16 protein-coding genes are annotated in these 21,668 nt (G+C 61.5%); 6 read left to right on the top strand and 10 right to left on the bottom strand.

Going from position 1 to position 21,668, the window contains the following annotated elements; genetic code table 11:
• Nucleotides 1-95: 95 nt before the first annotated feature.
• A complete protein-coding gene (gene katG, locus ACQZ5G_RS21080; protein WP_003521764.1) occupies nt 96-2,267 on the bottom strand; it encodes a catalase/peroxidase HPI in 2,172 nt (723 codons plus the stop codon).
• 211 nt (nt 2,268-2,478) lie between these two features.
• Here katG and ACQZ5G_RS21075 point away from each other — a divergent pair, with 211 nt between their 5' ends.
• The gene (locus ACQZ5G_RS21075; RefSeq protein ID WP_003521765.1) at nt 2,479-3,387 is read left to right on the top strand and encodes a hydrogen peroxide-inducible genes activator; all 909 of its coding nucleotides are present in this window, start codon (nt 2,479-2,481) and stop codon (nt 3,385-3,387) included.
• A 62-nt stretch (nt 3,388-3,449) separates the two neighbouring features.
• Here ACQZ5G_RS21075 and ACQZ5G_RS21070 read toward each other — a convergent pair whose 3' ends face one another.
• The 3 genes from ACQZ5G_RS21070 to ACQZ5G_RS21060 form a co-directional block, all read right to left on the bottom strand.
• On the bottom strand, nt 3,450-4,328 hold the full coding sequence (locus tag ACQZ5G_RS21070; RefSeq protein WP_003521767.1) for a DUF3313 domain-containing protein: 879 nt from the start codon (nt 4,326-4,328) through the stop codon (nt 3,450-3,452).
• 108 nt (nt 4,329-4,436) lie between these two features.
• Entirely contained in the window at nt 4,437-5,771 is a 1,335-nt protein-coding gene (locus tag ACQZ5G_RS21065) for a sensor histidine kinase (protein WP_448738797.1), read from the bottom strand.
• On the bottom strand, nt 5,768-6,442 hold the full coding sequence (locus ACQZ5G_RS21060) for a response regulator transcription factor (RefSeq protein ID WP_448738796.1): 675 nt from the start codon (nt 6,440-6,442) through the stop codon (nt 5,768-5,770). Before ACQZ5G_RS21060 ends, ACQZ5G_RS21065 begins: the two co-directional genes overlap by 4 nt.
• Before the next feature lie 277 nt (nt 6,443-6,719).
• Between ACQZ5G_RS21060 and ACQZ5G_RS21055 the strand changes: the two genes are divergently transcribed.
• Both ACQZ5G_RS21055 and ACQZ5G_RS21050 read left to right on the top strand, forming a co-directional pair.
• Nucleotides 6,720-7,880: an efflux RND transporter periplasmic adaptor subunit gene (locus tag ACQZ5G_RS21055; protein ID WP_448738795.1), complete on the top strand. Its 1,161-nt coding sequence runs from the start codon at nt 6,720-6,722 to the stop codon at nt 7,878-7,880.
• A 1-nt stretch (nt 7,881) separates the two neighbouring features.
• The gene (locus tag ACQZ5G_RS21050; protein ID WP_448738794.1) at nt 7,882-11,034 is read left to right on the top strand and encodes an efflux RND transporter permease subunit; all 3,153 of its coding nucleotides are present in this window, start codon (nt 7,882-7,884) and stop codon (nt 11,032-11,034) included.
• Between the two features lie 238 nt (nt 11,035-11,272).
• Here ACQZ5G_RS21050 and ACQZ5G_RS21045 read toward each other — a convergent pair whose 3' ends face one another.
• Nucleotides 11,273-11,815 carry an NUDIX hydrolase gene (locus ACQZ5G_RS21045; protein WP_059758602.1) on the bottom strand — a complete coding sequence of 181 codons (543 nt, stop codon included), beginning with the start codon at nt 11,813-11,815 and terminating at the stop codon, nt 11,273-11,275.
• Between the two features lie 113 nt (nt 11,816-11,928).
• On the opposite strand from ACQZ5G_RS21045, the gene ACQZ5G_RS21040 reads away from it, so the two are divergent.
• The 3 genes from ACQZ5G_RS21040 (at nt 11,929) to ku (ACQZ5G_RS21030) (ending at nt 14,459) form a co-directional block, all read left to right on the top strand.
• Nucleotides 11,929-12,573: a DUF47 family protein gene (locus ACQZ5G_RS21040; protein ID WP_448738793.1), complete on the top strand. Its 645-nt coding sequence runs from the start codon at nt 11,929-11,931 to the stop codon at nt 12,571-12,573.
• A complete protein-coding gene (locus ACQZ5G_RS21035; protein WP_003521775.1) occupies nt 12,573-13,577 on the top strand; it encodes an inorganic phosphate transporter in 1,005 nt (334 codons plus the stop codon). The genes ACQZ5G_RS21040 and ACQZ5G_RS21035 overlap by 1 nt, the downstream gene beginning before the upstream one ends.
• A gap of 90 nt (nt 13,578-13,667) precedes the next feature.
• A complete protein-coding gene (gene ku / locus ACQZ5G_RS21030) occupies nt 13,668-14,459 on the top strand; it encodes a non-homologous end joining protein Ku (RefSeq protein WP_164865448.1) in 792 nt (263 codons plus the stop codon).
• Between the two features lie 12 nt (nt 14,460-14,471).
• On the opposite strand, the gene ligD is transcribed toward ku (ACQZ5G_RS21030), so the two are convergent.
• The 5 genes from ligD to ACQZ5G_RS21005 all read right to left on the bottom strand — a co-directional run bounded on the left by ligD (nt 14,472) and on the right by ACQZ5G_RS21005 (nt 21,559).
• The gene (gene ligD, locus ACQZ5G_RS21025; RefSeq protein ID WP_448738792.1) at nt 14,472-16,964 is read right to left on the bottom strand and encodes a DNA ligase D; all 2,493 of its coding nucleotides are present in this window, start codon (nt 16,962-16,964) and stop codon (nt 14,472-14,474) included.
• 3 nt (nt 16,965-16,967) lie between these two features.
• Complete coding sequence (ku, locus tag ACQZ5G_RS21020; protein ID WP_448738791.1) at nt 16,968-17,795, bottom strand: non-homologous end joining protein Ku; 828 nt, start codon at nt 17,793-17,795, stop codon at nt 16,968-16,970.
• Nucleotides 17,792-18,079 (bottom strand): hypothetical protein, encoded by a 288-nt coding sequence (locus ACQZ5G_RS21015; protein ID WP_003521779.1) that lies wholly within the window; start codon nt 18,077-18,079, stop codon nt 17,792-17,794. Before ACQZ5G_RS21015 ends, ku (ACQZ5G_RS21020) begins: the two co-directional genes overlap by 4 nt.
• Before the next feature lie 43 nt (nt 18,080-18,122).
• The gene (locus ACQZ5G_RS21010; RefSeq protein ID WP_127757167.1) at nt 18,123-19,016 is read right to left on the bottom strand and encodes an SDR family oxidoreductase; all 894 of its coding nucleotides are present in this window, start codon (nt 19,014-19,016) and stop codon (nt 18,123-18,125) included.
• A gap of 203 nt (nt 19,017-19,219) precedes the next feature.
• Nucleotides 19,220-21,559 (bottom strand): bifunctional diguanylate cyclase/phosphodiesterase, encoded by a 2,340-nt coding sequence (locus ACQZ5G_RS21005; protein WP_448738790.1) that lies wholly within the window; start codon nt 21,557-21,559, stop codon nt 19,220-19,222.
• Between the last annotated feature and the right edge of the window lie 109 nt (nt 21,560-21,668).

The raw sequence follows: 21,668 nt of genomic DNA, 5'->3' as shown, positions 1-21,668 counted from the left end.
AGCGGTCGCCGATGCGTCTTCGCCAAGCTACAGATAGAAAAACACCTCCCCGATCGCTCAGGGAGGTGCGTTATCATTAAACAGTCGGCCTTTGCTTACAGAAGGTCGAAACGGTCGGCGTTCATCACCTTCGTCCAGGCGGCGACGAAATCACGCACGAATTTCTCCCTGCTGTCGTCCTGCGCATAAACTTCCGCATAGGCGCGCAGGATGGAGTTCGAACCAATGACGAGGTCCACGCGGGTCGCCGTGTACTTGGCGGCTCCAGTCTTGCGGTCACGAATCTCATAGAGATTGTTGCCGGTCGGAACCCAGGAATAGGCCATGTCCGTCAGCGTCGTGAAGAAGTCCGTCGTCAGCGCGCCGGGCTTGTCGGTAAACACGCCATGGGCCGTACCGGCATAATTGGCGCCGATGACGCGCAGGCCGCCGATGAGCACTGTCAGTTCCGGCGCGGTCAGGCCGAGGAGCTGGGCGCGATCAAGCAGCAGTTCCTCAGGGCTGACGACATAGTCCTTCTTGACCCAGTTGCGGAAACCATCCGCCAGCGGCTCCAGCGGGGCAAAGCTGTCGGCATCCGTCTGCTCGGCGGAAGCATCGCCACGACCGGCCGCGAAAGGCACGGCAATGTCGAAGCCGGCCGCTTTCGCCGCCTGCTCCACACCATAATTGCCGGCCAGAACGATCACATCCGCGATGCTCGCGCCGGTTTCACGGGCAATCGGTTCCAGGACCGAAAGTACGCGGGAAAGGCGGGCGGGCTCATTGCCTTCCCAGTCCTTCTGCGGTGCGAGGCGGATGCGGGCGCCGTTGGCGCCGCCGCGCTTGTCCGAACCGCGGAAGGTGCGGGCGCTGTCCCAGGCGGTCGAGACCAGATCGGCAACGGAAAGGCCAGAAGCCGCGATCTTCGCCTTGACGGCGACGTCGTCGTAGCTGGTGGAGCCTGCCGGCACCGGATCCTGCCAGATCAGGTCTTCCGCCGGGACGTCCGGGCCGATGTAACGGGACTTCGGCCCCATGTCGCGGTGCGTCAGCTTGAACCATGCACGGGCGAAGACCTCGGAGAAATGGTCCTGATCGTCCTTGAACTTCAGCGAAATCTCGCGGTAGATCGGGTCGACCTTCAGGGCCATGTCGGCATCGGTCATCATAGGGATGGTACGGATCGAGGCATCCTCGACGTCCACGGGCTTGTCTTCCTCGGCGATGGTGATCGGCGCCCATTGCGATGCACCGGCGGGGCTGTGCGTCAACGTCCACTCATGCTTGAACAGCATTTCGAAGAAGCCATTGTCCCACTTGGTCGGCTCGCTCGTCCATGCGCCTTCGATGCCGGATACCACGGTGTCGCGACCGATGCCGCGGCCCTTGGTGTTGATCCAGCCAAGACCCTGATATTCCGGGCCTGCGGCTTCCGGATCGGGGCTGAGGTTAGCGGCGCTGCCATTGCCGTGCGACTTGCCGATGGTGTGGCCGCCGGCGGTGAGAGCGACGGTTTCTTCGTCATCCATGCCCATGCGGGCGAAGGTTTCGCGCATCTGCGCCGCCGTCGCCAGCGGATCGGACTTGCCGTTCACGCCTTCCGGGTTGACGTAGATGAGGCCCATCTGCACGGCGGCGAGCGGGTTTTCCAGCGTCGCGGGCTTGGTCACGTCGCCGTAACGGCCGTCGCTCGGCGCCAGCCATTCCTTTTCGTCACCCCAATAGGTGTCCTTTTCCGGAGCCCAGATATCTTCGCGGCCGAAAGCAAAGCCGAAGGTCTTCAGACCGGCGACGTCATAGGCAATGGTGCCGGCGAGCGCGATCAGGTCGGCCCAGGAAATCTTGTTGCCGTATTTCTTCTTGATCGGCCACAGCAGGCGGCGGCCCTTGTCGGTGTTCACGTTGTCCGGCCAGGAATTGAGCGGAGCAAAACGCTGGTTGCCGGTGTTGGCGCCGCCGCGGCCGTCAGTCACACGGTAAGAACCCGCCGCATGCCAGGTAACGCGGGCCATCATGCCCACATAGCTGCCCCAGTCGGCCGGCCACCAGTCCTGGCTGTCGGTCATCAGCGCGCGCAGATCGGCCTTCAACGCTTCGACATCGAGCGTCTTCAGGGCTTCACGATAGTTGAAGGAGGTGCCGAGCGGATTGGTCTTGGTGTCGTGCTGGTGCAGGATATCGAGGTTCAGCGCATTCGGCCACCATTCGGTCACCGATTTACCCGAGGCCGTGTTGCCTCCATGCATGACAGGACACTTGCCAGCCGGTTTTGAAGTTGCGTCCATTTCGCCCTCCGATGGGTTTAACAATTAAACGAAATAATCAATTCGACATGTGCAGCGCTGAGAGCCAGAGCCAGCGGCAGGTCATGGGAAAACCGTGCAGCGACGCTGGTAACCTCTCACAGCTACAGCTTCTTTCTGTCATGAAGATGACTAACAGCCGGGTTCCATAATTTCCAATTGTATATTCTAAAGGCTGCGATATGCTGAGCTTATGATTGCGCTTTCCATGAAACATCTCCGTTATTTCGACGCCCTTGCCAAGATCGGCCATTTCGGCCGGGCGGCGGAGGCATGCGCCATTTCCCAGCCGGCGCTGTCGCTGCAGATCCGGGAGCTGGAGGAACTGATCGGTGCGCCGCTCGTCGAACGCGGCAGCCGCCAGATCAGGCTGACGGCGCTTGGTGAGGAATTTGCCGAACGCACCCGGGCCATCCTGCGTTCGGTGGACGAGTTGCAGGATCTGGCGCGCGCGGGGCATGGCCCTCTCAGCGGTCGTCTGCGCATCGGTGTTATTCCCACCGTTGCGCCCTATCTTTTGCCGCAGGTGATCAAGACGCTGACCCGGCATTATCCCGGACTGGAGGCGCGCCCGCGCGAAGCGGTAACGCAGAAGCTCATCGAAGACCTTCTCGAAGCCCGGCTGGACATGGCAATCGTCGCGCTGCCCGTTTCGGAACCCGCGCTGGAAGAAGTGCCGCTGTTTTCGGAGGAATTCATTCTGGTGCGGCCGATGGAGGATGCGGGCATGCCGGTGCCGAGCGCCGACAAGCTGGGTGAAATGCGCCTGCTATTGCTGGAGGAAGGCCATTGTTTCCGCAACCAGGCGCTTTCCTTCTGCAGCACGACCAATGCGCCGCCGCGCGTGCTGATGGAGGGCTCTTCGCTCTCCACCCTCGTGCAGATGGTCGGCGCCGGCATCGGCGTCACGCTCATTCCGCAGATGGCCGTCGATATGGAGACAAGGCAATCCACCGTCTCTGTGTTCCGGCTGGCGGAACCGCGCCCGTCGCGCACCATCGGCATCGTCTGGCGCAAGAGCAATCCGCTCTCGGCGCAATTCAGCCATATCGCCGAAATCGTCCGCGAATGCGGCCTACTGAAACTCGGTCTTGCGGCATAGGTCCTGGGCTCGGACTGTCGCGCGCGCCGTAACGCGCGCGATCTGCAACGATAGCGGCTGCCCTATCGCGACGCGGCCTTCGCGGGTCTGTCGGTCCATTCGGGTGGCGCACCGAACTTGTCAGCCACCATGCCCTGCAGGCCGCGCGACCGGCCATAGGCATCGCATTCGACATATTTCGGCTTTCCACCCAGGGCGGACCGGATTCGATGGCCGGAGGGGATAGAGAGGTTCAGCCCGTCGGAGACCTTGCCTGTCACCAGAATGCGCGAGAAGTAGTTGGAGAAATCGGCGGCAAGCTCGTAGGCATCCCCGATTTCCGAGACGCGGGCGTTACCCGTGATGGAATTCGCGCCCTTCGACCAGACGGCTGCGGCGCGCTGGACGCCGGTGCTGTCCACCGCTTCCGCCTCGACAGCGAGGCCGCCAAGCCCGAATGGAAGACGCGGCACGCTGACCGGCAGGACGAAGTTGCTGCCGAGCGTCACGGCCGTCGATACCCCGGCCATGGTCTTGTCGGTCGGCACCAGATCGGTGATGACCGTGCGCACCGTCATGTCCGCCGGCTGGCCCAGCGCGGCAATCCGGTATTTATCGCTGAGCGCGACGCAGATGGCCCGATCCAGCGCATTCGAAACAAGGACACGGTCCTTTTCCGATGTGACCCGTGAAGAGGCCGCAAAGGAGAAGGTGGTCGGCACGATGGCGACGGTCTTGACCCCGGCCAGTCCGTTAGCGTCCACGAAGGTGCGCGATTTGGTGAACTTGCCCTTGACCGGGCTGAGTTGCGCATAGGAGGTCAGCGTACCGCCTTCCTTGAGCGGCACGGACGTGCAGCCGGACATGATGATGGCAAAGGGCAAGGTGGCGAAGGCGACGCCGCGACTGCGGGAGGCCCTGTCGCCGGAAGCCCGGGCAAACAGACTGCACTGTTGTTTCACTGCACGTACTCCAGTTGGCATGGTTGATCCTGTGCCCCACACGGTACGACAGCGAAAATTGCGGCAACATTACAATTGCCCGCCCCTGAAAGCGCGCGCAACGCAGGATCAGAAACGTAACCGGAAGGTGCTTCCGAAGGCGTTGCTGTCCAGAAAGATTCGCCCGTTATGGTTGGCGACGATCTGCTTGACGAGGCTGAGGCCAAGGCCCGCCCCGGTGCTGCGCGGCGTAACGCGATAAAAGGGCTCGAAAATCCGTTCCCGCTGATCTTCGGCTATCCCCTGTCCCTCATCGGAAACCGCGATCTCGCCACTGGCGAGAATCGAGACGTGGATCATCCCCCTGTTCCCGCCATGGTCTATGGCGTTGCGCACGATGTTGCTGATGGCGCGCGGCAGGGTGAACGGGTTGCCCAGTATTTCATATCGCGCGACCTGCGTTTCGAAGGAGATATCGTAGCCCGCCGCAAGCGCGAGCGGCGCGAGATCGGCAACGACGGTGCGCGCCGTCTCGACGAGGTCCAGCGTTTCGCGCCGGTCGTTCACCTGATCGTTTCTTTCGAAGGCGAGAAGCTGCTCCGTGGTCTCCCCAAGCCGCGCGACATCCTCCATCAGGCGTTGCTGCTCCGGTCCCGGCAAGCCCTCTATCCGGGTCTGCATGATCGCAATCGGCGTTCTCAGCTCATGCGCCGCATCGATGAGAAAACGCTGCCGCGCCCGAAACTGCTCTTCAAGCCGTTCGAGGATGCCGTTGAAGGCAAGGATCAGGGGCACCACCTCCCGCGGCACATCCTCGACCGGAAGCTTCGAGCCCGGCCGGCGCGGATCGATCTCGGGAGCCTTTTTGACGACGGAACTGAGGCCGGCAAGCGCCTCGCGCACGATGCGGGGAACCGAGAAGAACACGGCGGGCAAGATGACAGCCAGGAGGGGAACGTAAATCTTGTAGGTTCCGGCAAGGAGCGTCAAAAATTGCCCCCTCATATGCGTGGTTCCGCCGAACATGACCCTTACAGACCCCCCCTTCGTCTCCATGCTTTCAACCAGGGCGACCTCGGAGATGCCCTTTCCTCCGCGAATATCGGCATCCGTCAGCAAATGCAGATACGGCGACAATTCCTCATAAACGGCGGGCACGGCGCCATAGCTCGCCACCCGCCCGTCCAGCGTGGAAGCCACGAACCAGAGCGTTGAGTTCTCCGCCTTCAAGGCCTGCAATGCCGGGCCATCGGTAACGACCAATCCTTTTTGCGGATCGAGCGAAAGCGACTCATCAAGTGTCGCCGACAGGTCGTCCCAGAGCGCAATATTGGGCGAAAGCATCGTCATGCCGTAAAAGCAGAGGCCGATGATGACCACGGCAATCATGGCGGAGACGACGACGCTGAGCTGCCAGCTCAATTTCCACCACAAGGACGAGTTGGAGGTGCCCTGCGCTTTCATGCCTCTTCCTTCAACAGATAACCGATGCCGCGAATATTATGGACGCCAACGCCTGCGGAGGCATCGAGCAGGCGTTTTCGCAGCCGCGATATATGCGCGTCGAGCGCATTGGACTGGATCTCTTCCTCGTAATTGTAGACGGCCGCTTCAAGCGTGGAACGCAGCACGGATTTGCCCTTGCGTTTCGCCAGCGCAACGAGAACCGCAAGCTCGCGCCTTGGCAGATCGAAGGGAACGGAATTGATCGTGACGCTGAGATGAAGCGGATCGATGACGATGCGGCCGGCTGTGATCTCGGCGGGTGCAAGGTTTGCCGGCCTTCTCAGAACCGCACGCACCCGCGCCAGCAGCTCACCGACGAGAAACGGCTTGCCGAGATAGTCGTCGGCGCCGCCATCCAGCCCGGCGATGCGGTCTTCCGGTTCGTTCAATGCCGTCAACAAAATGATCGGCGTGTCGATACCGGCGTGACGCAGCTGCGGAATGAAGGCAAGTCCCTCCCCGTCCGGCAGGCGGCGATCAAGCAGGATGGCGTCATAGACGTGCTGGCGCGTCAACTCCATCGCATCGCCGAGCCACATCGTATGGTCGATGACGATACCCTGCCTGCCGAGCGTCGCCGCCAGCGCATCCGCCATTGCCTTTTCGTCTTCGATCAACAGAAGTCTCATGCGTCACCGTCCCTTCGCATTCCCTTGTCTGCCAGAAAGGTTGCGGCAGTATTGCGGCAAAGAAGCCGCCGGAGCATTTCCAACCCGGTGCAAGGCGGTTTCCCCTCCGAAAAAGGCGTAAAAACAGGGCGATGAAACATCAGACCCTGCTGTTTAAGCAGCTGCGTTCGCAAGGGTAATGCTGCTGCAATTATGGACGCCTATCCAGATGCCATACGCCTCAAGAGAGGCAATGCGACCGCCTGAGCTGCGGTCCCGGTATGGAAAGGATTTCAGCATGTGGGTGAAGAGAACCATCAAGGCGGGGATCGCGCTTGCAGGTTGCGTTCTCGTTGTCACCGCTCTCGATCCGGCGCGCGGCAGCGTCGATGCGAATGAGCGTGTCAAAGGCATCGTGAACGGGCTCGTCGAAACCGCTTCGATGAGCCCGGCAGGCACTCCGTTCGAACTGACGGCCACTGAAACGGCGAAGATCGGCACGCGCCCGATGGTGGAGCGGCTTGGCATCAGCGGCGAGCTTCAGCCGATCACCCGCGTGGTGATCCGCGCCCGTGAAGCCGGCAAGATCGTCGAGATGAATGTCCGCGACGGAGACACGGTGCAGGCGGGCAAGCTGCTCGTGCGTTTCGAAACCGACGAGCTGCAATCGACGCTTTTGCTGCGGCAGAGCGACCGGGACGCGGCCGAGGCCGAGCTGATGCTGGCAATGCAGGCCCTGACGAGAACCGAACAGCTTGCCCTGAAAAACATCGCTTCGGCAGAACAGCTCGACAAGGCGAAAAGCGATGTCGCGGTGAAGACGGCTAGGCTCCAGAGCCTTTCGGCGCAGGCGGATATTGCCCGCCTCGCCCTTCGCAATGCCGAAATCCGCGCGCCCTTCGGTGGCACCGTCACCCGGCGGCTGGCCGAGGCGGGATCGCGTGTCGGCGCGGATGGCGAGCTTCTCACGCTGGTCGATACCAGCGTGCTGGAGGCGAAGGTTCTTGTCGCCACGCGCGATGTTCCGCGCGTCGCCCTCGGTCAGACGGCGGAACTGAAGATTGACGGCCTTGGCGGCCAGATCGTCAAAGGCACGGTCGACCGCATCAGCCCGGTTGCCGAAGACGGCACCCGCTTCGTCGCCGTCTATCTGCGGCTTGCCAATCGTGACGGCAGCCTGTGGGGCGGAATGTTCGCCAGCGGATCGATCCTGCTGCGCGAGAAAAACGATGCGCTCGTCGTTCCCGCCATCGCGCTGCGCAAGGATGAGACAGGTTACCATGTGCTCAAGGTGCAGGACGGCCATCTTCGCCGCCAGACGGTCACGGTGGGAGCGCGCTGGAACGGCGGCAGCCTGATCGAGATTGCCGCCGGGCTGAAGGATGGCGAGACCATCCTGACCGCGCCGCTTCCCGAATTGCAGCCCGATATGGCCGTCACCGTCGACAAGGCAGGCTGAAATGTTCTTGACCCGCATATCCGTTACCCATCCCGTTTTCGCCACCATGATGATGGTCGCGCTTCTGGTCATGGGCGCTTTCTCCCTGCAACGGCTTGGGCTGGACCAATATCCCAATGTCGACGTTCCCGTGGTGGTGGTCGTCACCTCTTATCCCGGCGCGACGCCGGAGACGGTGGAAACCGAGGTGACACGCCCGGTCGAGGATGCGCTGAACGCCATTGGCGGTCTCGATGAGGTCACCTCCACCTCCTATGAGGGGCGCTCCGTCGTCGTCGCGAAATTCAAGCTCGAGGTGCGCAGTTCGGCCGCCGCGCAGGAGGTGCGCGACAAGATCGCCGCCATCGAGGCGAATTTTCCCGAAGATGCCAAAAAGCCGGTCATATCGAGGTTCGACCCCGCCGCCGAGCCGATCCTGTCGGTGGCGATCAGTTCGACGTCGCTCGATGTGCCCGCCCTCACCAGCCTTGCCGACCAGAAGGTGGTGCGGCAGTTGACGACGGTTGCCGGCGTCGGCCAGGCAACGCTGGTCGGCGCCCGCAAACGGCAGATCGATGTGGCAATCGACGAGACGCGCATGCGCGCCCTCGGGATCGGCATCAACGAGGTGGTGAATGCGCTGCGCACCGGCAACAACAACAGCCCGGCCGGAAGCGTCGTCGACCCCGTCTCCGAACGCACGATCCAGGTGCAGGGGCGTATCGAGGAGCCGCAGGCGCTGCTGGATATGGTGGTGGCAAGGCGCGGCGGCGCGGCCATTGCGCTTCGCGATGTCGCAACGCTTTCCGAAGGGGCAGCCGATGCCGAAAACCGCGCCCTTTATAATGGCCAGACGGCGCTGGCGATCGACATCGTCAAGGTTCAGGACGCCAATACGGTTCAGGTCGCGACGGATGTGAGGAAGCGCCTCGATGCGCTCAACGCCGAGCTTGCCCCACAGAACGTGCAATTGCGCATCGTCACGGATGCGTCGATACCGATCCGCGAATCCGTCAACCAGGTACAGACGACGCTGATCGAAGGTGCGGCGCTCGCCGTCGCCATCGTCTTCCTGTTCCTCAATTCCTGGCGCAGCACGGTGATTACCGGGCTGACATTGCCGATAGCAATCATCGGCACGCTCGCGGTGATCCATTTCCTCGGCTTCACGCTCAATACGCTCAGCCTGCTGGCGCTGACGCTTTCCATCGGCATTCTGGTGGATGACGCCATCGTGGTGCGCGAAAACATCACCCGCCATCTCCACATGGGCAAATCCCACCTGCGCGCGGCACTCGACGGCACCAATGAAATCGGGCTTGCGGTAATCGCAACAACGGCGACCATCGTGGCAGTCTTCCTGCCGGTCGCCTTCATGGACGGCATTGTCGGCCGGTTTTTCTATGAATTCGGCGTCACCGTTTCCGCCGCCGTCCTGATCTCGCTCTTCGTCGCCTTCACGCTCGACCCGATGTTATCAAGCGTCTGGTACGATCCGGACGCCCAGCCCGATGCGAAGCGCGGGCCGGTAGGCCACCTGATCGCCCGTTTCGACCGCGGCTTCGAATGGATGGCCGGGCAATATCGCCGGGCCATCGGCTGGACCCTGCGGCACCGGCTCGTCACCCTGCTTGTCACGTCGGGCATCTTTATCGGCAGCCTGTTCATGGTGCCGCTGGTCGGCACGGAGTTCGTTCCGAATGCCGATGAGGGCCGCTTTCAGGTCAATATTACCGCGCCGGTCGGCTCCTCGCTGGATTATACGACAACGAAGGTGCGGCAGGTCGAAAAGGCGCTGAAGGAATTTCCGGAAGTCGAGACGCTCTATTCCACCGTCAATACCGGCGGCGCCGCCGGTAAGCATCGGGCCACCATATTGGTGGGGCTGGTGCCGCTCGACATGCGGAGCCGAACCCCGCTCTCCCTTGCCGAACCGGTTCGCAAACGCCTGTCAGCCATACCCGGCATAGAGATTACGATCCTGCAGAATGGCCTTGGCGGCGGCGAAAGCCCGGTGCAGCTCAGCATCCTCGGCGACGACCGGGCGGTCCTCGAAAAAATCGCCACCGGTCTGGTCGAAGACATGAAGAAAATCCCCGGCCTCGTGGATGTGACCTCCAGCGCCAGGGATGTGACCTCCATTCTTTCGGTCCGCCTGAAGCCTGCGGCGGCGAGCGATCTCGGCATTGCCCGCTCCGATCTTGCCGCGGCCCTTTCCCCCCTTATCGGCGGCGAGGATGTGTCGAAATGGACGGATGCGGACGGCAACAGCTACGATATCGTCATCCGCCTGCCCGTCGAGCGGCGGTCCGACGCGGCAGGTCTCGGTGAATTGATGATCGCGACCAGCCGCACGGCCGCGAACGGCGCACCGCTGATGGTGCGTCTCGATCAGGTTGCCGATATCGGCATCATGCCGGCCCCCGCCGAAATCCGCCGTATCGACAATCGCCGCGAGATACTGGTTTCGGCCAATATCGCCGGCCGCACGCTTGGCGACGTGACGGAGACGTTGCAGGGCCTGACAGCCGGTCGTGACCTGCCGAACGGCTATCGCATCCGCTTCGGCGGTGACGCCGAAACCATGCAGGAGACCATCGGCCACATGGTCACGGCGCTTACCATGGCCGTTATCTTCATCTACATCGTGCTCGCCTCGCAATTCGGCAGTTTCATGCAACCGCTCGCCATCATGGCGTCCCTGCCACTTTCGCTTGTCGGCGTCCTCATCGGGCTGATGGTGGCCGGCAGTACGATCAACATGTTCTCGCTGATCGGCTTCATCATGCTGATGGGCCTCGTGACCAAAAACGGCATCCTGCTGGTCGATTTCGCCAATCGTGAGCGGCGGCGTGGGCTATCGCTGAACGCGGCGCTGGAAAATGCCGGCGTCATCCGCTTCCGCCCGATCATCATGACGACACTGGCGATGATCTTCGGCATGATCCCGCTCGGTCTGGCCGTCAGCGGTGGCGGCGCGCAGCGTGCGCCGATGGCCCATGCGGTGGTTGGGGGCCTCATCAGTTCCACGCTGCTGACCCTGATCGTGGTGCCGACCATCCTGTCCTATATAGACAGCATCGTCAGGCGTTTTACCCGCCTGTTGCCGAAAGCGCCGGATGAAACGGGGCATTCGAACCATCCGGCGCAACCTTCCCAAAAGCAGCCGGCCTGAAAAGGCCGGTTTTGCATCCATGGAGTTGCCGTCACCTCAGCAGGAGAATGGCGGCCGGGCCCGCCAGAAGCACGGCGAGGACGATGATGGGATGGAGATAACGCAATAAAAAGCGGAGAACGGGACGACATGGTTTCATGCAACGGCACCTGACGGCAAACATCAGGCAAGGTTGGAGATGGCCCATTGCGGCGGCATTACAGTCTTGACCACAGGAGCGGATGCCGGACGGGTGCGGTTACGGCCTCTCGCTGCCCTGACGCTTCTTTTTGCCCTTCGGGCGAAAATCGACAAGAAGCGACTTCAGTTCGATATCGCGAACGCGCCTTGCCGCCTCATCCGGGCGCACCCATTCCAGCAGGCGTTCACCGCGTTCCTTGAAACTGGTTTCCGCCTCCGTCACCTCTATCTGGAACACATCGACCATGCAGGGAACGACATCGCCATTGTCGAGCATCTTGAGATAGGTATAGCGGCCAACCGCATTCTTTTTCACCCGGCCGCGCACGCCCGCCTCCTCCCACGCCTCGATTGCCGCCGCCTCGTGCGGCTTCTTGCGTTTCATCGGCCAGCCGCGCGGAATGATCCAGCGTCCGCTGGTACGGGACGTGACGAGGAGGATTTCGACATCCTCGCCATTGCCGGCATAACGGAAGCAAAGCGCGGCATATTGCTGCCGGAAAGCGCCGGTGAAGAGCTTTTCCGGAACCGCAGCAAGCTGCTGGAGCAATGTCAGTGCACGAGCCGGGCGGGTTTTCCGGCTTTTCTTGGTGGGTTTCATATCCGTTGATAGTGCTGATTTTCCGGGTTGCATCAATGCCCCGCGTGCATTTATGACAGTTTTATGACAATCACCCCCCACAACTAATAAAGCGCCATTGAGGGCCAATTCGCATGATGAGTATTTTTCGCAAGCTGATGCCGCGCGAGGACCGTTTCTTCGACATGTTCAGCAAACATTCCGAAACCGTCATCAAAGCGGCCGAGGCCCTTGACCAACTTTTGAGCGGCATCGACGTCGAGAAGAACTGCGACCTCATCGTCGCCCTCGAACATCAGGCGGACGACATCACCCGCGAGGTGCTACTCGCCGTCAGGCGCAGCTTCATCACCCCCTTCGACCGCGGCGACATCAAGGATCTCATCCAGTCGATGGATGACGCCATCGACATGATGCACAAGACCGTCAAGACCATCCGTCTTTTCGAGCAAACGGAATTCGATCCGCTGATGAAGGAAATGGGTCATGAGATCGTGCGCGCAGCCGGCCTCATCGCGGAAGCCATTCCGCTTCTCAACAAGGTCGGCACGAATGCGCATCGCCTGTCATCCATCGCCGAAGAGGTGACCCGCGTTGAAGGCCGCTCCGACGAACTTCACGATCAGGGTCTCAAGGACCTCTTCCGCCGCCACGGCGCAAGCGGCAATGCCATGGCCTATATGATCGGCAGCGAGATCTACGGCGAACTCGAAAAGGTCGTCGACCGTTTCGAGGATGTGGCCAACGAGATCAGCGGCATCGTTATCGAGAACGTCTGATGGATGTCGCACTTGCCCTGCCGCTGCTAATCGGCCTTATCGCCATCGCGCTGTTCTTCGATTTTCTGAACGGTCTGCACGATGCCGCCAATTCCATCGCCACCATCGTCTCCACCCGCGTGCTGCGCCCGCAATATGCGGTCGCCTGGGCGGCCTTCTTCAACTTCATCGCCTTCCTGTTCTTCGGCCTGCATGTGGCCGAAACGCTCGGCACCGGCATCATCGATCCGGCCATCGTATCGCCGCAGGTGATCTTCGCGGCGCTGATCGGCGCCATCGTCTGGAACATCGTCACCTGGATTTTCGGCATTCCCTCCAGCTCGTCGCATGCGCTGATCGGCGGGCTCGTCGGTGCTGGATTTGCGAAGGTGGGTTTCAATTCCATCGTCTGGTCGGGCCTGCTGAAAACCGTGGGCGCCATCTTCATGTCGCCGGCCATCGGCTTCTTCCTCGCCCTGCTTCTGGTGCTCACCGTCTCCTGGCTGTTCGTGCGGCAAACGCCCTTTGCCGTGGACCGCACCTTCCGCGTGATGCAGTTCATCTCCGCCTCGCTTTATTCGCTGGGACACGGCGGCAACGACGCGCAGAAGACCATGGGCATCATTGCCGTGTTGCTCTTCAGCCAGGGACATCTCGGCGAGAGCTTCTACGTGCCCTTCTGGGTGGTGATTTCCTGCCAGTCGGCCATGGCGCTCGGCACGCTGTTCGGCGGCTGGCGTATCGTCCATACGATGGGATCGAAGATCACCCGGCTCAATCCGATGCAGGGTTTCTGCGCCGAAACCGGCGGTGCGCTGACGCTGTTCGGTGCGACGTGGCTCGGCATTCCGGTCTCGACCACCCACACGATCACCGGCGCCATCGTCGGCGTCGGCGCGGCCCGCCGCGTCTCGGCGGTGCGCTGGGGCCTTGCCGGCAATATCGTCATCGCCTGGATCGTGACCATGCCCGCGGCTGCGCTGATCTCCGCCGCGGTTTACGGGCTGACGTCGCTGTTCGGCTGATAGGTTCAGCCCTGCCCCGATTTGCCGCTCCTCCCGGAACAAAAGCCACCCCGTGGCTGTTGTTCCGGGGGACCAATGCGGATCGCGGACATGGCACGGCAGGTTTTCTGGAAGGGTTATCTCAAGCTGTCGCTGGTGACGGCTTCCGTCTCGCTGACGCCCGCGACGACGGAAGGCAACAAATACACCTTCCACATCCTCAATCGCAAAACCGGCAACCGCGTCGAAAGCCGTTATGTCGACAGCATCACCCACCGACCGGTCGCCGCCAAAAACCAGGTAAAAGGTTTTCCCCGCGCCGAGGACGATTACGTTCTGCTGGAGGATGACGAGATCGATGCGGTGGCGCTGGAAAGCACCCGCACCATCGATATCAAGACCTTCGTGCCGAAAGGATCGATCGACTGGATCTGGTACGACCGTCCGCATTTTCTGCGCCCGGAAGACAAGATCGGCACCGAAGCCTTCAGCGTCATTCGCGAGGCCATGAAGGTGAACGATGTTTTCGGTATTGCGCGCCTCGTAATCTACCGTCGTGAAAGGGCTGTGCTCCTCGAACCGTCGGGGAAAGGCATCATCCTTTGGACGCTGCATTATGGCGAAGAGGTGCGCGAAAGCATCGACGCGCTGGAGCCGAAGATGAAAATCGACCGGCCGCTGCTGGACGCCATGGAAAAACGCATCGGCAAACAGGTGACGGGTTGGAAACCGGCTTTGGTGCAGGACCCCATTCAGAAGAAGATCAAGTCCCTGCTGAAGACCAAGGGCGAGGAGGTCTCCTCCTCGAAAAAGAAAACCGGCACGAAGGCACGCACCGGTGGCAATGTCATCAACATCATGGATGCCCTGAAGAAAAGCCTTGCTTCCGAAAAGAGAAGTTGAGGCTCGATGCCTTCAGCGGGCCTTTTTCGGAAGCGGCTCGGCAGCAGCAAAAAATCCATCCCACGGGTCTTTTTTCAGCGCGGAAAGACGCGCGCCGATATTGTTGACGGTGAAATGGGCCGGGCCGATCTCGGCGGTGAGTTCCGACCATTCGAGGGGTGCTGAAATGGCGGCTCCCGGCCGGGCACGTGTTGAATAGGCCGCAACCGCCGTATTGCCCCTGCCATTGCGCAGATAGTCGATGAAAATGCGGCCCTGCCGTTTCGCCTTGGTGGCGACGGAGAGATATTTCTCCGGCTCGGCCTTCGACATATCCGCCGCCATGGCCTTGGCGAAGGCTTTTACCGGGGCCCAGCCCGCCTGCGGCTTCAGGGGTGCGACAACATGCAGGCCCTTGCCGCCGGAGGTCTTGACGAAAGCGGCAAGCCCGGCTTCTTCGAAACGCCGCTTCAGCTCCAGCGCCGCTTCGATCACCTCTTCCCATGCCACATCCTCGCCGGGGTCGATATCCATGGTGATCATGTCCGGCTTTTCCCAATTGGCGGTGGTCGCGCCCCAGGGGTGGATTTCGAGCGCGGCTGATTGCACGAGCGCCATCAGGCCATCGAAATCGGTGATGCGGATCAGCGGTTCTCCGCCCTTGTCCTTGGGATCCTTGATTTGCTCGACGGCCTTGTTGATGCCGCGCCAGGCATGTTTCTGGAAAAATCGCTGCCCCTCTATGCCCTCCGGGCAGCGCAACAATGCCAGCGGCCGGTTGACGACAAAGGGCGCCATGTGCCGCCAGACCTGCGCATAATAATCGGCAAGCCCCTCCTTCGTCACGCCGTCCTCCGGCCAATAAAGCCGGTCCGGATGGGTGAACTTGATCTTCGATTGCGGCGCCTGGGTATCGGACACGGCCTTCTCCTCGCGTTCGATTTCTGCTGCGGGCTTGTCTTCGCGCAGCCCCCGGAAGGAGGCGTGACGCAGATTGCCATCTCCAGACCATGCACGAAACTCCACTTCAGCGACCAGTTCCGGCTTGACGAAATGAAGATCGCGGCGGGCAAGCGCGGTGAGTTTCTCACCGAACGGGCTTTCCTTGCGCTCCAGCGGCTTCAGCCGGCCAAGCAGCATCTCCGCCACTTCGCCCGTATAGCCTGTCCCGACACGGCCGACATGGCGCAGCTTGCCATTTTCATAAACGCCGAGCGCCAGCGATCCGATGGCATGGTCCGATGTCGAGGAGACGGTATAACCGCCGATGACGAATTCCTGTCGCATCGAGCATTTGGATTTTACCCATTCGCCCTTGCGGCCCGAAACATATTTGCTGTTCCTGACTTTGGAAATGACGCCCTCGAGGCTGAGCCGGCAGGCATGGTCCAGAACAAGCGCGCCACTTTCTTCGAAATGCTGGCTGTAACGGAGATGAGGGTCGCCCGCCGGCAGCAGCTTTTCGAGCAGCGCCTTTCGCTCGCTCAATGCCGCACCGCGCAGATCGCTGCCATCGAGATAAAGAAGGTCGAAGGCATAGAATACGAAGCGGTCGCTGCGCCCTTCGCTCAGATCCTGCTGCAAGGCGGAGAAATCGGAGGCGCCGTTATCCCGTTCGATGACGATTTCGCCATCGATCAACACCGTTTCCACCGGTAGCGCCGTGAGCGCTCCTGTCACGGCCCGGCCGAATTTCTCCGTCCAGTCCAGCCCGCTGCGGGTCAGCAGTTGAAGTTTGCCCTGATCGACGCGCGCCTGCAGGCGGTAACCGTCGAATTTGATTTCATGCAGCCAGCGAGAACCATCCGGCGGTTTAGGCTTGAGCGTGGCGAGCGCCGGCGGCACGAAGGATGGCATAGCCAGTTTGCGTGCGCCTTTGGGCAGCGCATGAGCCTGTTTCCTGCCTGAGGCAGAAGCGACGGTCTTTTTCGACACCGTTTTGGAGTTCCAGGTATCCTTCGGTTTGGCTGCAACTTCCTCGACACTGCGCCCGGTCTTTACGGATTCCGGCCGTTCTTCGAGAATATCCGCGCCGCCCTTATGCCTCGCCTCCTCGTCATCGCCCTTGATAAGCAGCCAGTTCTCCCGGCTTTCTCCGGGCTTTCCATGCATGCGTACCAGATGCCATCGGCCTTTGAGCTTTTCGCCGTCCAGTTCGAATTCCAGATGGCCTTTGCGATAACCTTTCCGGGCGTCACCGATCGGCTGCCAGGTGCCGCGATCCCAGACGATCACGGTGCCCCCGCCATATTGTCCTTTCGGGATGACGCCCTCGAAATCGCCATAGCTGAGCGGATGGTCCTCGACATGCACGGCAAGGCGCTTGTCCTCGGGATCGAGGCTCGGGCCGCGCGTCACCGCCCAGCTTTTCAGCACCCCGTCCATTTCCAGCCGAAAATCATAATGCAGACGGCGGGCATCGTGTTTCTGTATCACGAAGCTCGATCCCTGCTGTTCGGCCGTCGTCCCTTTTGGCTCCGGCGTCTTGTCGAAACTGCGCTTGGCGTTATAGGTCTGCAATCCCATGGATCAGCTCGCTTTCCGGGAAGCCTTGCGGCCTGCCGCTGTCGCCTTTTTCCCGGCTCCCGCCCCGGCGCTGCGGCGCAGGGCCTCCTTGAGATCGATGATATTGTCCTCCCGGTGCGGCGGCTGTTTCGCGATTTCCCGCCCCTCGATCTTGGCTTTCACCAGCTCCGCCAGCGCATCGTTATAACGGTCGCTATAGTCCGCCGGATCGAAGGCGCCGGCGCGCTTTTCGATGATGTGGCCGGCAAGTTCCAGCATTTCCTCGTCGAACTCGATATCAGGGATCGACTTGAAGACGGTGGTTTGAGAGCGCACCTCATAACTGAAATTCAACGTCGTCGCGACGAGAGCCTTGCCGCTCGGGCGGACAAGGAGAACGCGATTGCGGCGGAAAAGCACCGCCTCGCCGAGCGCGACGACATTCTCATCTTCCATTGCCCTGGCAAGAAGCGTCAGCGCCTCTTCGCCGTCCTCCCCGCTCGGCGCGAGATAATAGGACTTGTCGAAATAAAGCTTGTCGATCTCGTCACAGGGCAGGAAGTGCCTGATGCGGATGACCTTGTCGCTTTCCGGCATCAGCTTCGCAATCTCGTCTCCCTCGATGACGATGTGGTCGCCATTGTCGAGTTCGTATCCCTTGACCTGATCTTCGCGGAGCACCGCGTCGCCGGTGTCGCTGTCGACATATTGCCGCTCGACGCGGTGGCCGGTCTTGCAGTTGACGATATTGAAAGAGATTTTCTCCGCCGAGGTCAGTGCGGAATAAAGGCCGACTTCGCAGTTGAAATCGGCAAAGGCCAGATGGCCTCTCCAGCTCGCTCTCCGGTTCATGTCCGTCGTCCCTCGTCATCGCTGCGGGAGGACATGTCTCCGCGTCGGCCCTTGGCCAGAATGCGCTCGATGGCCGGCACATCCGCCTCCGCCAGAACCGGCACCGGGTCGGACGCCATGGCTTCCAGCACCTCCGGCGACAGCCCGCCATTGCGGATAACCCACTCCATCGCCTCGCGGGTTTGCCGCTCCGCTTTCAGCTGCGCATAAAGCGCCAGTATCAGCCGGTCGCGGACATCGAAGCTCTTCAAGCTACTGTCTGAACGTTCTGCCTGCCGTTTCATCTCGAAATCCTCAAAGGCCCATCCGGCATCGGCGGACATCGCCTCAGGCAATGCCCCTGCCGCCGGTGACGCCATAAACCTCGCCATTGATGAAGCTCGCATCCTGTGACGCCAGCAGCACGTAAACGGGCGCCAGTTCCACCGGCTGTCCCGGGCGGCCGAAATCGCTGTCCTTGCCGAAATTCCTCACCTTCTCGTCCGGCTGGCCGCCGCTCGGCTGAAGCACCGTCCAGAACGGGCCGGGGGCGACGGAATTGGCGCGCACACCCTTTTCGATAAGCTGCTTTGCGAGCGCTTTCGTATAGGCAACGATGCCGGCTTTCGTGGTGGCGTAGTCCAGCAGGATGGCGGAGGGCTCATAAGCCTGTATCGACGCTGTGGTGATTACCGACGAGCCCGGCTTGAGGTGGGGAACCGCCGCCTGCGCTATCCAGTGCAGTGCGTAGAGATTGGTCTTCATGGTAAGATCGAAATCGACTGTCGATAACTCGTCGACGCTTTCTCGATATTGCTGCCTTGCCGCGTTGACGACCAGAATGTCCAGCCCGTTGAGATCGCCGGCCGCTTTCTCGACCAGTTCGCGGCACCAGGCCTCGTTGGTAATATCGCCGGGCAGCGCGACCGCCACGCGGCCCTCCGCCTCAATCAGCGCCACGACCTCCTCGGCGTCGGATTCCTCTTCCGGCAGATAGGAGATCGCCACATCAGCACCTTCCCTCGCAAAGGCGATGGCGACCGCGCGGCCGATACCTGAATCGCCGCCGGTAATCAGCGCCTTGCGACCGGCAAGCTTGCCGGTGCCCTTATAGCTTTTTTCGCCGTGATCGGGGAAAGGCGTCATATTCGTCACCAGACCCGGCATCTCCTGAGTCGGGGTCGAAAAGGGCGGGCGCGGATATTGGCTGCGTGGATCCTGAGGCTCGAGGCGGTCTGTCATCGCGGTCTCTCCCATCGATAGAGGTACATCCGAGGCGCGTTCAGGACAGGCAATCGAACTATCCCGTCATGCTGATCGCCGGTGTCGCCGAGGCAACCGCGGCATGGACGCGCCATACGCAACCCTAACGATCTGCCGTCGCTCTCGTTCCATCGGATGTGGGAAAGGCGGGGCGACGACGTCCTGCGCCGTCGCCTCTTTTATCAAACGGAATGTTTCTTCCGTGTGGTGGCGCTGACGACCTGAGCGGGCGCGACATCCGGTTTGCCGAAGAGATAACCCTGCGCCTGCGCGCAGCCCTCGTCGACCACCATGCGATATTGCGCATCCGTTTCAATTCCCTCCGCCGTCACCGGCAGATCGAGGCTGCGGCCGAGGCCGATCACCGCACGCACGATGGCGCGGGCATTGTCATCGTCGCTCATGGCGGCGATGAAGCTGCGGTCGATCTTGATCTTGTCGAAGGGGAAGCTTTGCAGGTTGCTGAGCGAGGAATAACCCGTGCCGAAATCGTCCATGACGATGGCGACGCCGAGCGCCTTCAACTGGTTGAGGATGATCAGCGTCGCCTTGCGGTCCTTCAAAAGCGCGGCTTCGGTGATTTCCAGTTCCAGCCGGTTGGGCGAAAGCCCGGTCTGCATCAGCACGGTGCAGACGACATGGCCGAGATTGGCCAGCGAAAACTGCAATGGCGAAACGTTCACCGCGACCTTCAGATGCGGCGCCCAGCCGGCCGCCTGACGGCAGGCCTCGCGCAGCACCCATTCGCCGAGCGAGATGATGATGCCGCTCTCTTCGGCAATCGGAATGAAGACATCCGGCGGCACCACGCCCCGTGTCGGGTGCTGCCAGCGCACCAGCGCCTCGTAACCCACGACCTGGCCACATTCGACCGAAAGGACCGGCTGATAATTCAACAGCAGCTCGTTGCGATTGATGGCAAGCCGCAGATCCGTCTCTAACTGGCGGCGCTCGCGCGCCTCCTGATCCATCACCGGATCGTAGAAGGCCAATATGCCGCGCCCGCCCATCTTGGCGCGGTAGAGCGCCAGATCGGCGGCGTGCATGATGCTTTCATGGTCCTTCCCGTCCCGCGGGAAGACGGCGATGCCGATGCTGACGCCAACGGAGGTCGGATCATTGGCAACATTCATCTTCAGCGCGAACATGCCAAGGATCGTCTCGGCCAGCAGGCGCGCCTCTTCCGCCCTGGTGTGCCGGGCAGTCAGGATGACGAATTCATCGCCGCCGAGACGGGCGACCACATCGCCTGCCCTTGCGCATTCATCCAGAATGGCGGCGACCTTCTTCAGGACGCGATCCCCCTCGGCATGGCCGAATATGTCGTTGACCGCCTTGAACCGGTCGAGGTCGAGCGCCAGCAGCGCGAATTCGTCCTCCTCATCGCAATGCTCGATCTGCTGGTGAAGACGGGTCTGGAACATGGTGCGGTTGGAAAGGCCCGTCAGGACGTCGTGGCGGGCGAGGTATTCGATTTCCCGCTGCGCTTCGCGCTTTTCCGTCAGGTCGCGAATGGCCATCACCTCGCAGGGGCGGCCGCGATATTCGATCGTGCGCACGCCGAGCTCGAATATCTGCGCCTGCCCGGCGCGCTCGCGCACCGCCTCCACCGGTGCATGGCGCGGCAGATAGGCGGGTTGCCCGTCGATGGCCTTGAAGAGATCGTCGGGGTTTTGTCCGACCAGCGACGTTTCCTCCCGGCCCAGAAGCCCGGCAAAGCGGGTGTTAAGCTCCACGATCCGCCCATCGCGGACGACGGCGAGACCATCGAGCGTCGCATCCACAAGACCCTTGAGATCGACAAGGTAACGATCCACAAGAGCGGCGGCGGCAGTGGTGGACAGGATCAGGAACGTGACGCCGGAAATGGCGCAGATCATGATCAGCCGGGCGACATTGTCGGGATCGGGCCCGGATACGGACGGATCCGGCGAAAGCACCGTGGCCGACATGGTCGTGAAATGCAGCGCGCAGATCGCGAAGATCGCCGATCCGGCCGGCGCGGCGACGCGCTGCCAGGAGCCGAGGCGGCGAAAAAGGAAAAAGGCGAGGAGAAAAGACGCCCAGGCAACCGCAAAACCACCCAGCACCGGCCCCCACCGATAGCTGATCGTGGCGGCGACATCCATTCCCGCCATGCCGACGAAATGCATGACGGCAACCGAGAGCGTGACCAGCGTGCCGACGATCGCCGGGCTGTAAGCGGCCTGCGAGCGGCTGGTGAGCGCCAGCCAGAAACCGAAAACCGCAAGAACCGCCGAAAGAGCCGTGAAAGCGAAATCATAACCGATCGGGACCGCGCCCTTATAGGCGAGCATGGCGACGAAATGCGTGGCCCAGACGCTCAGTCCCGCAGCAAAGGCCGCGACCAGCACCCAATAGGGCTTGCGGCCAGCCGGACTTTCCTCCGCACGCAATAAAAGATGAAAAAAAGCAAACATGCCAAGCAGGCAGATAACAGCCGCAAGAAGCACGACCGCCCGGTCGTGTTGTACGACAACGCATTCCAGAACCGTGAACATGACGCACTCTCCCAGCCTCTGAAGAACCGCTCACGGTGGCACTATGGGAGTGGTTTATTTATAAATCTCTAATGCAACTAATGATAAATGTAACGATCTGTTCTGCAAC

It is taken from the genome of Agrobacterium sp. 22-214-1, assembly GCF_053522465.1.
The sequence above is the reverse complement of the archived record's forward strand: the minus strand, read 5'-3'. Positions and strand labels throughout refer to the sequence as shown.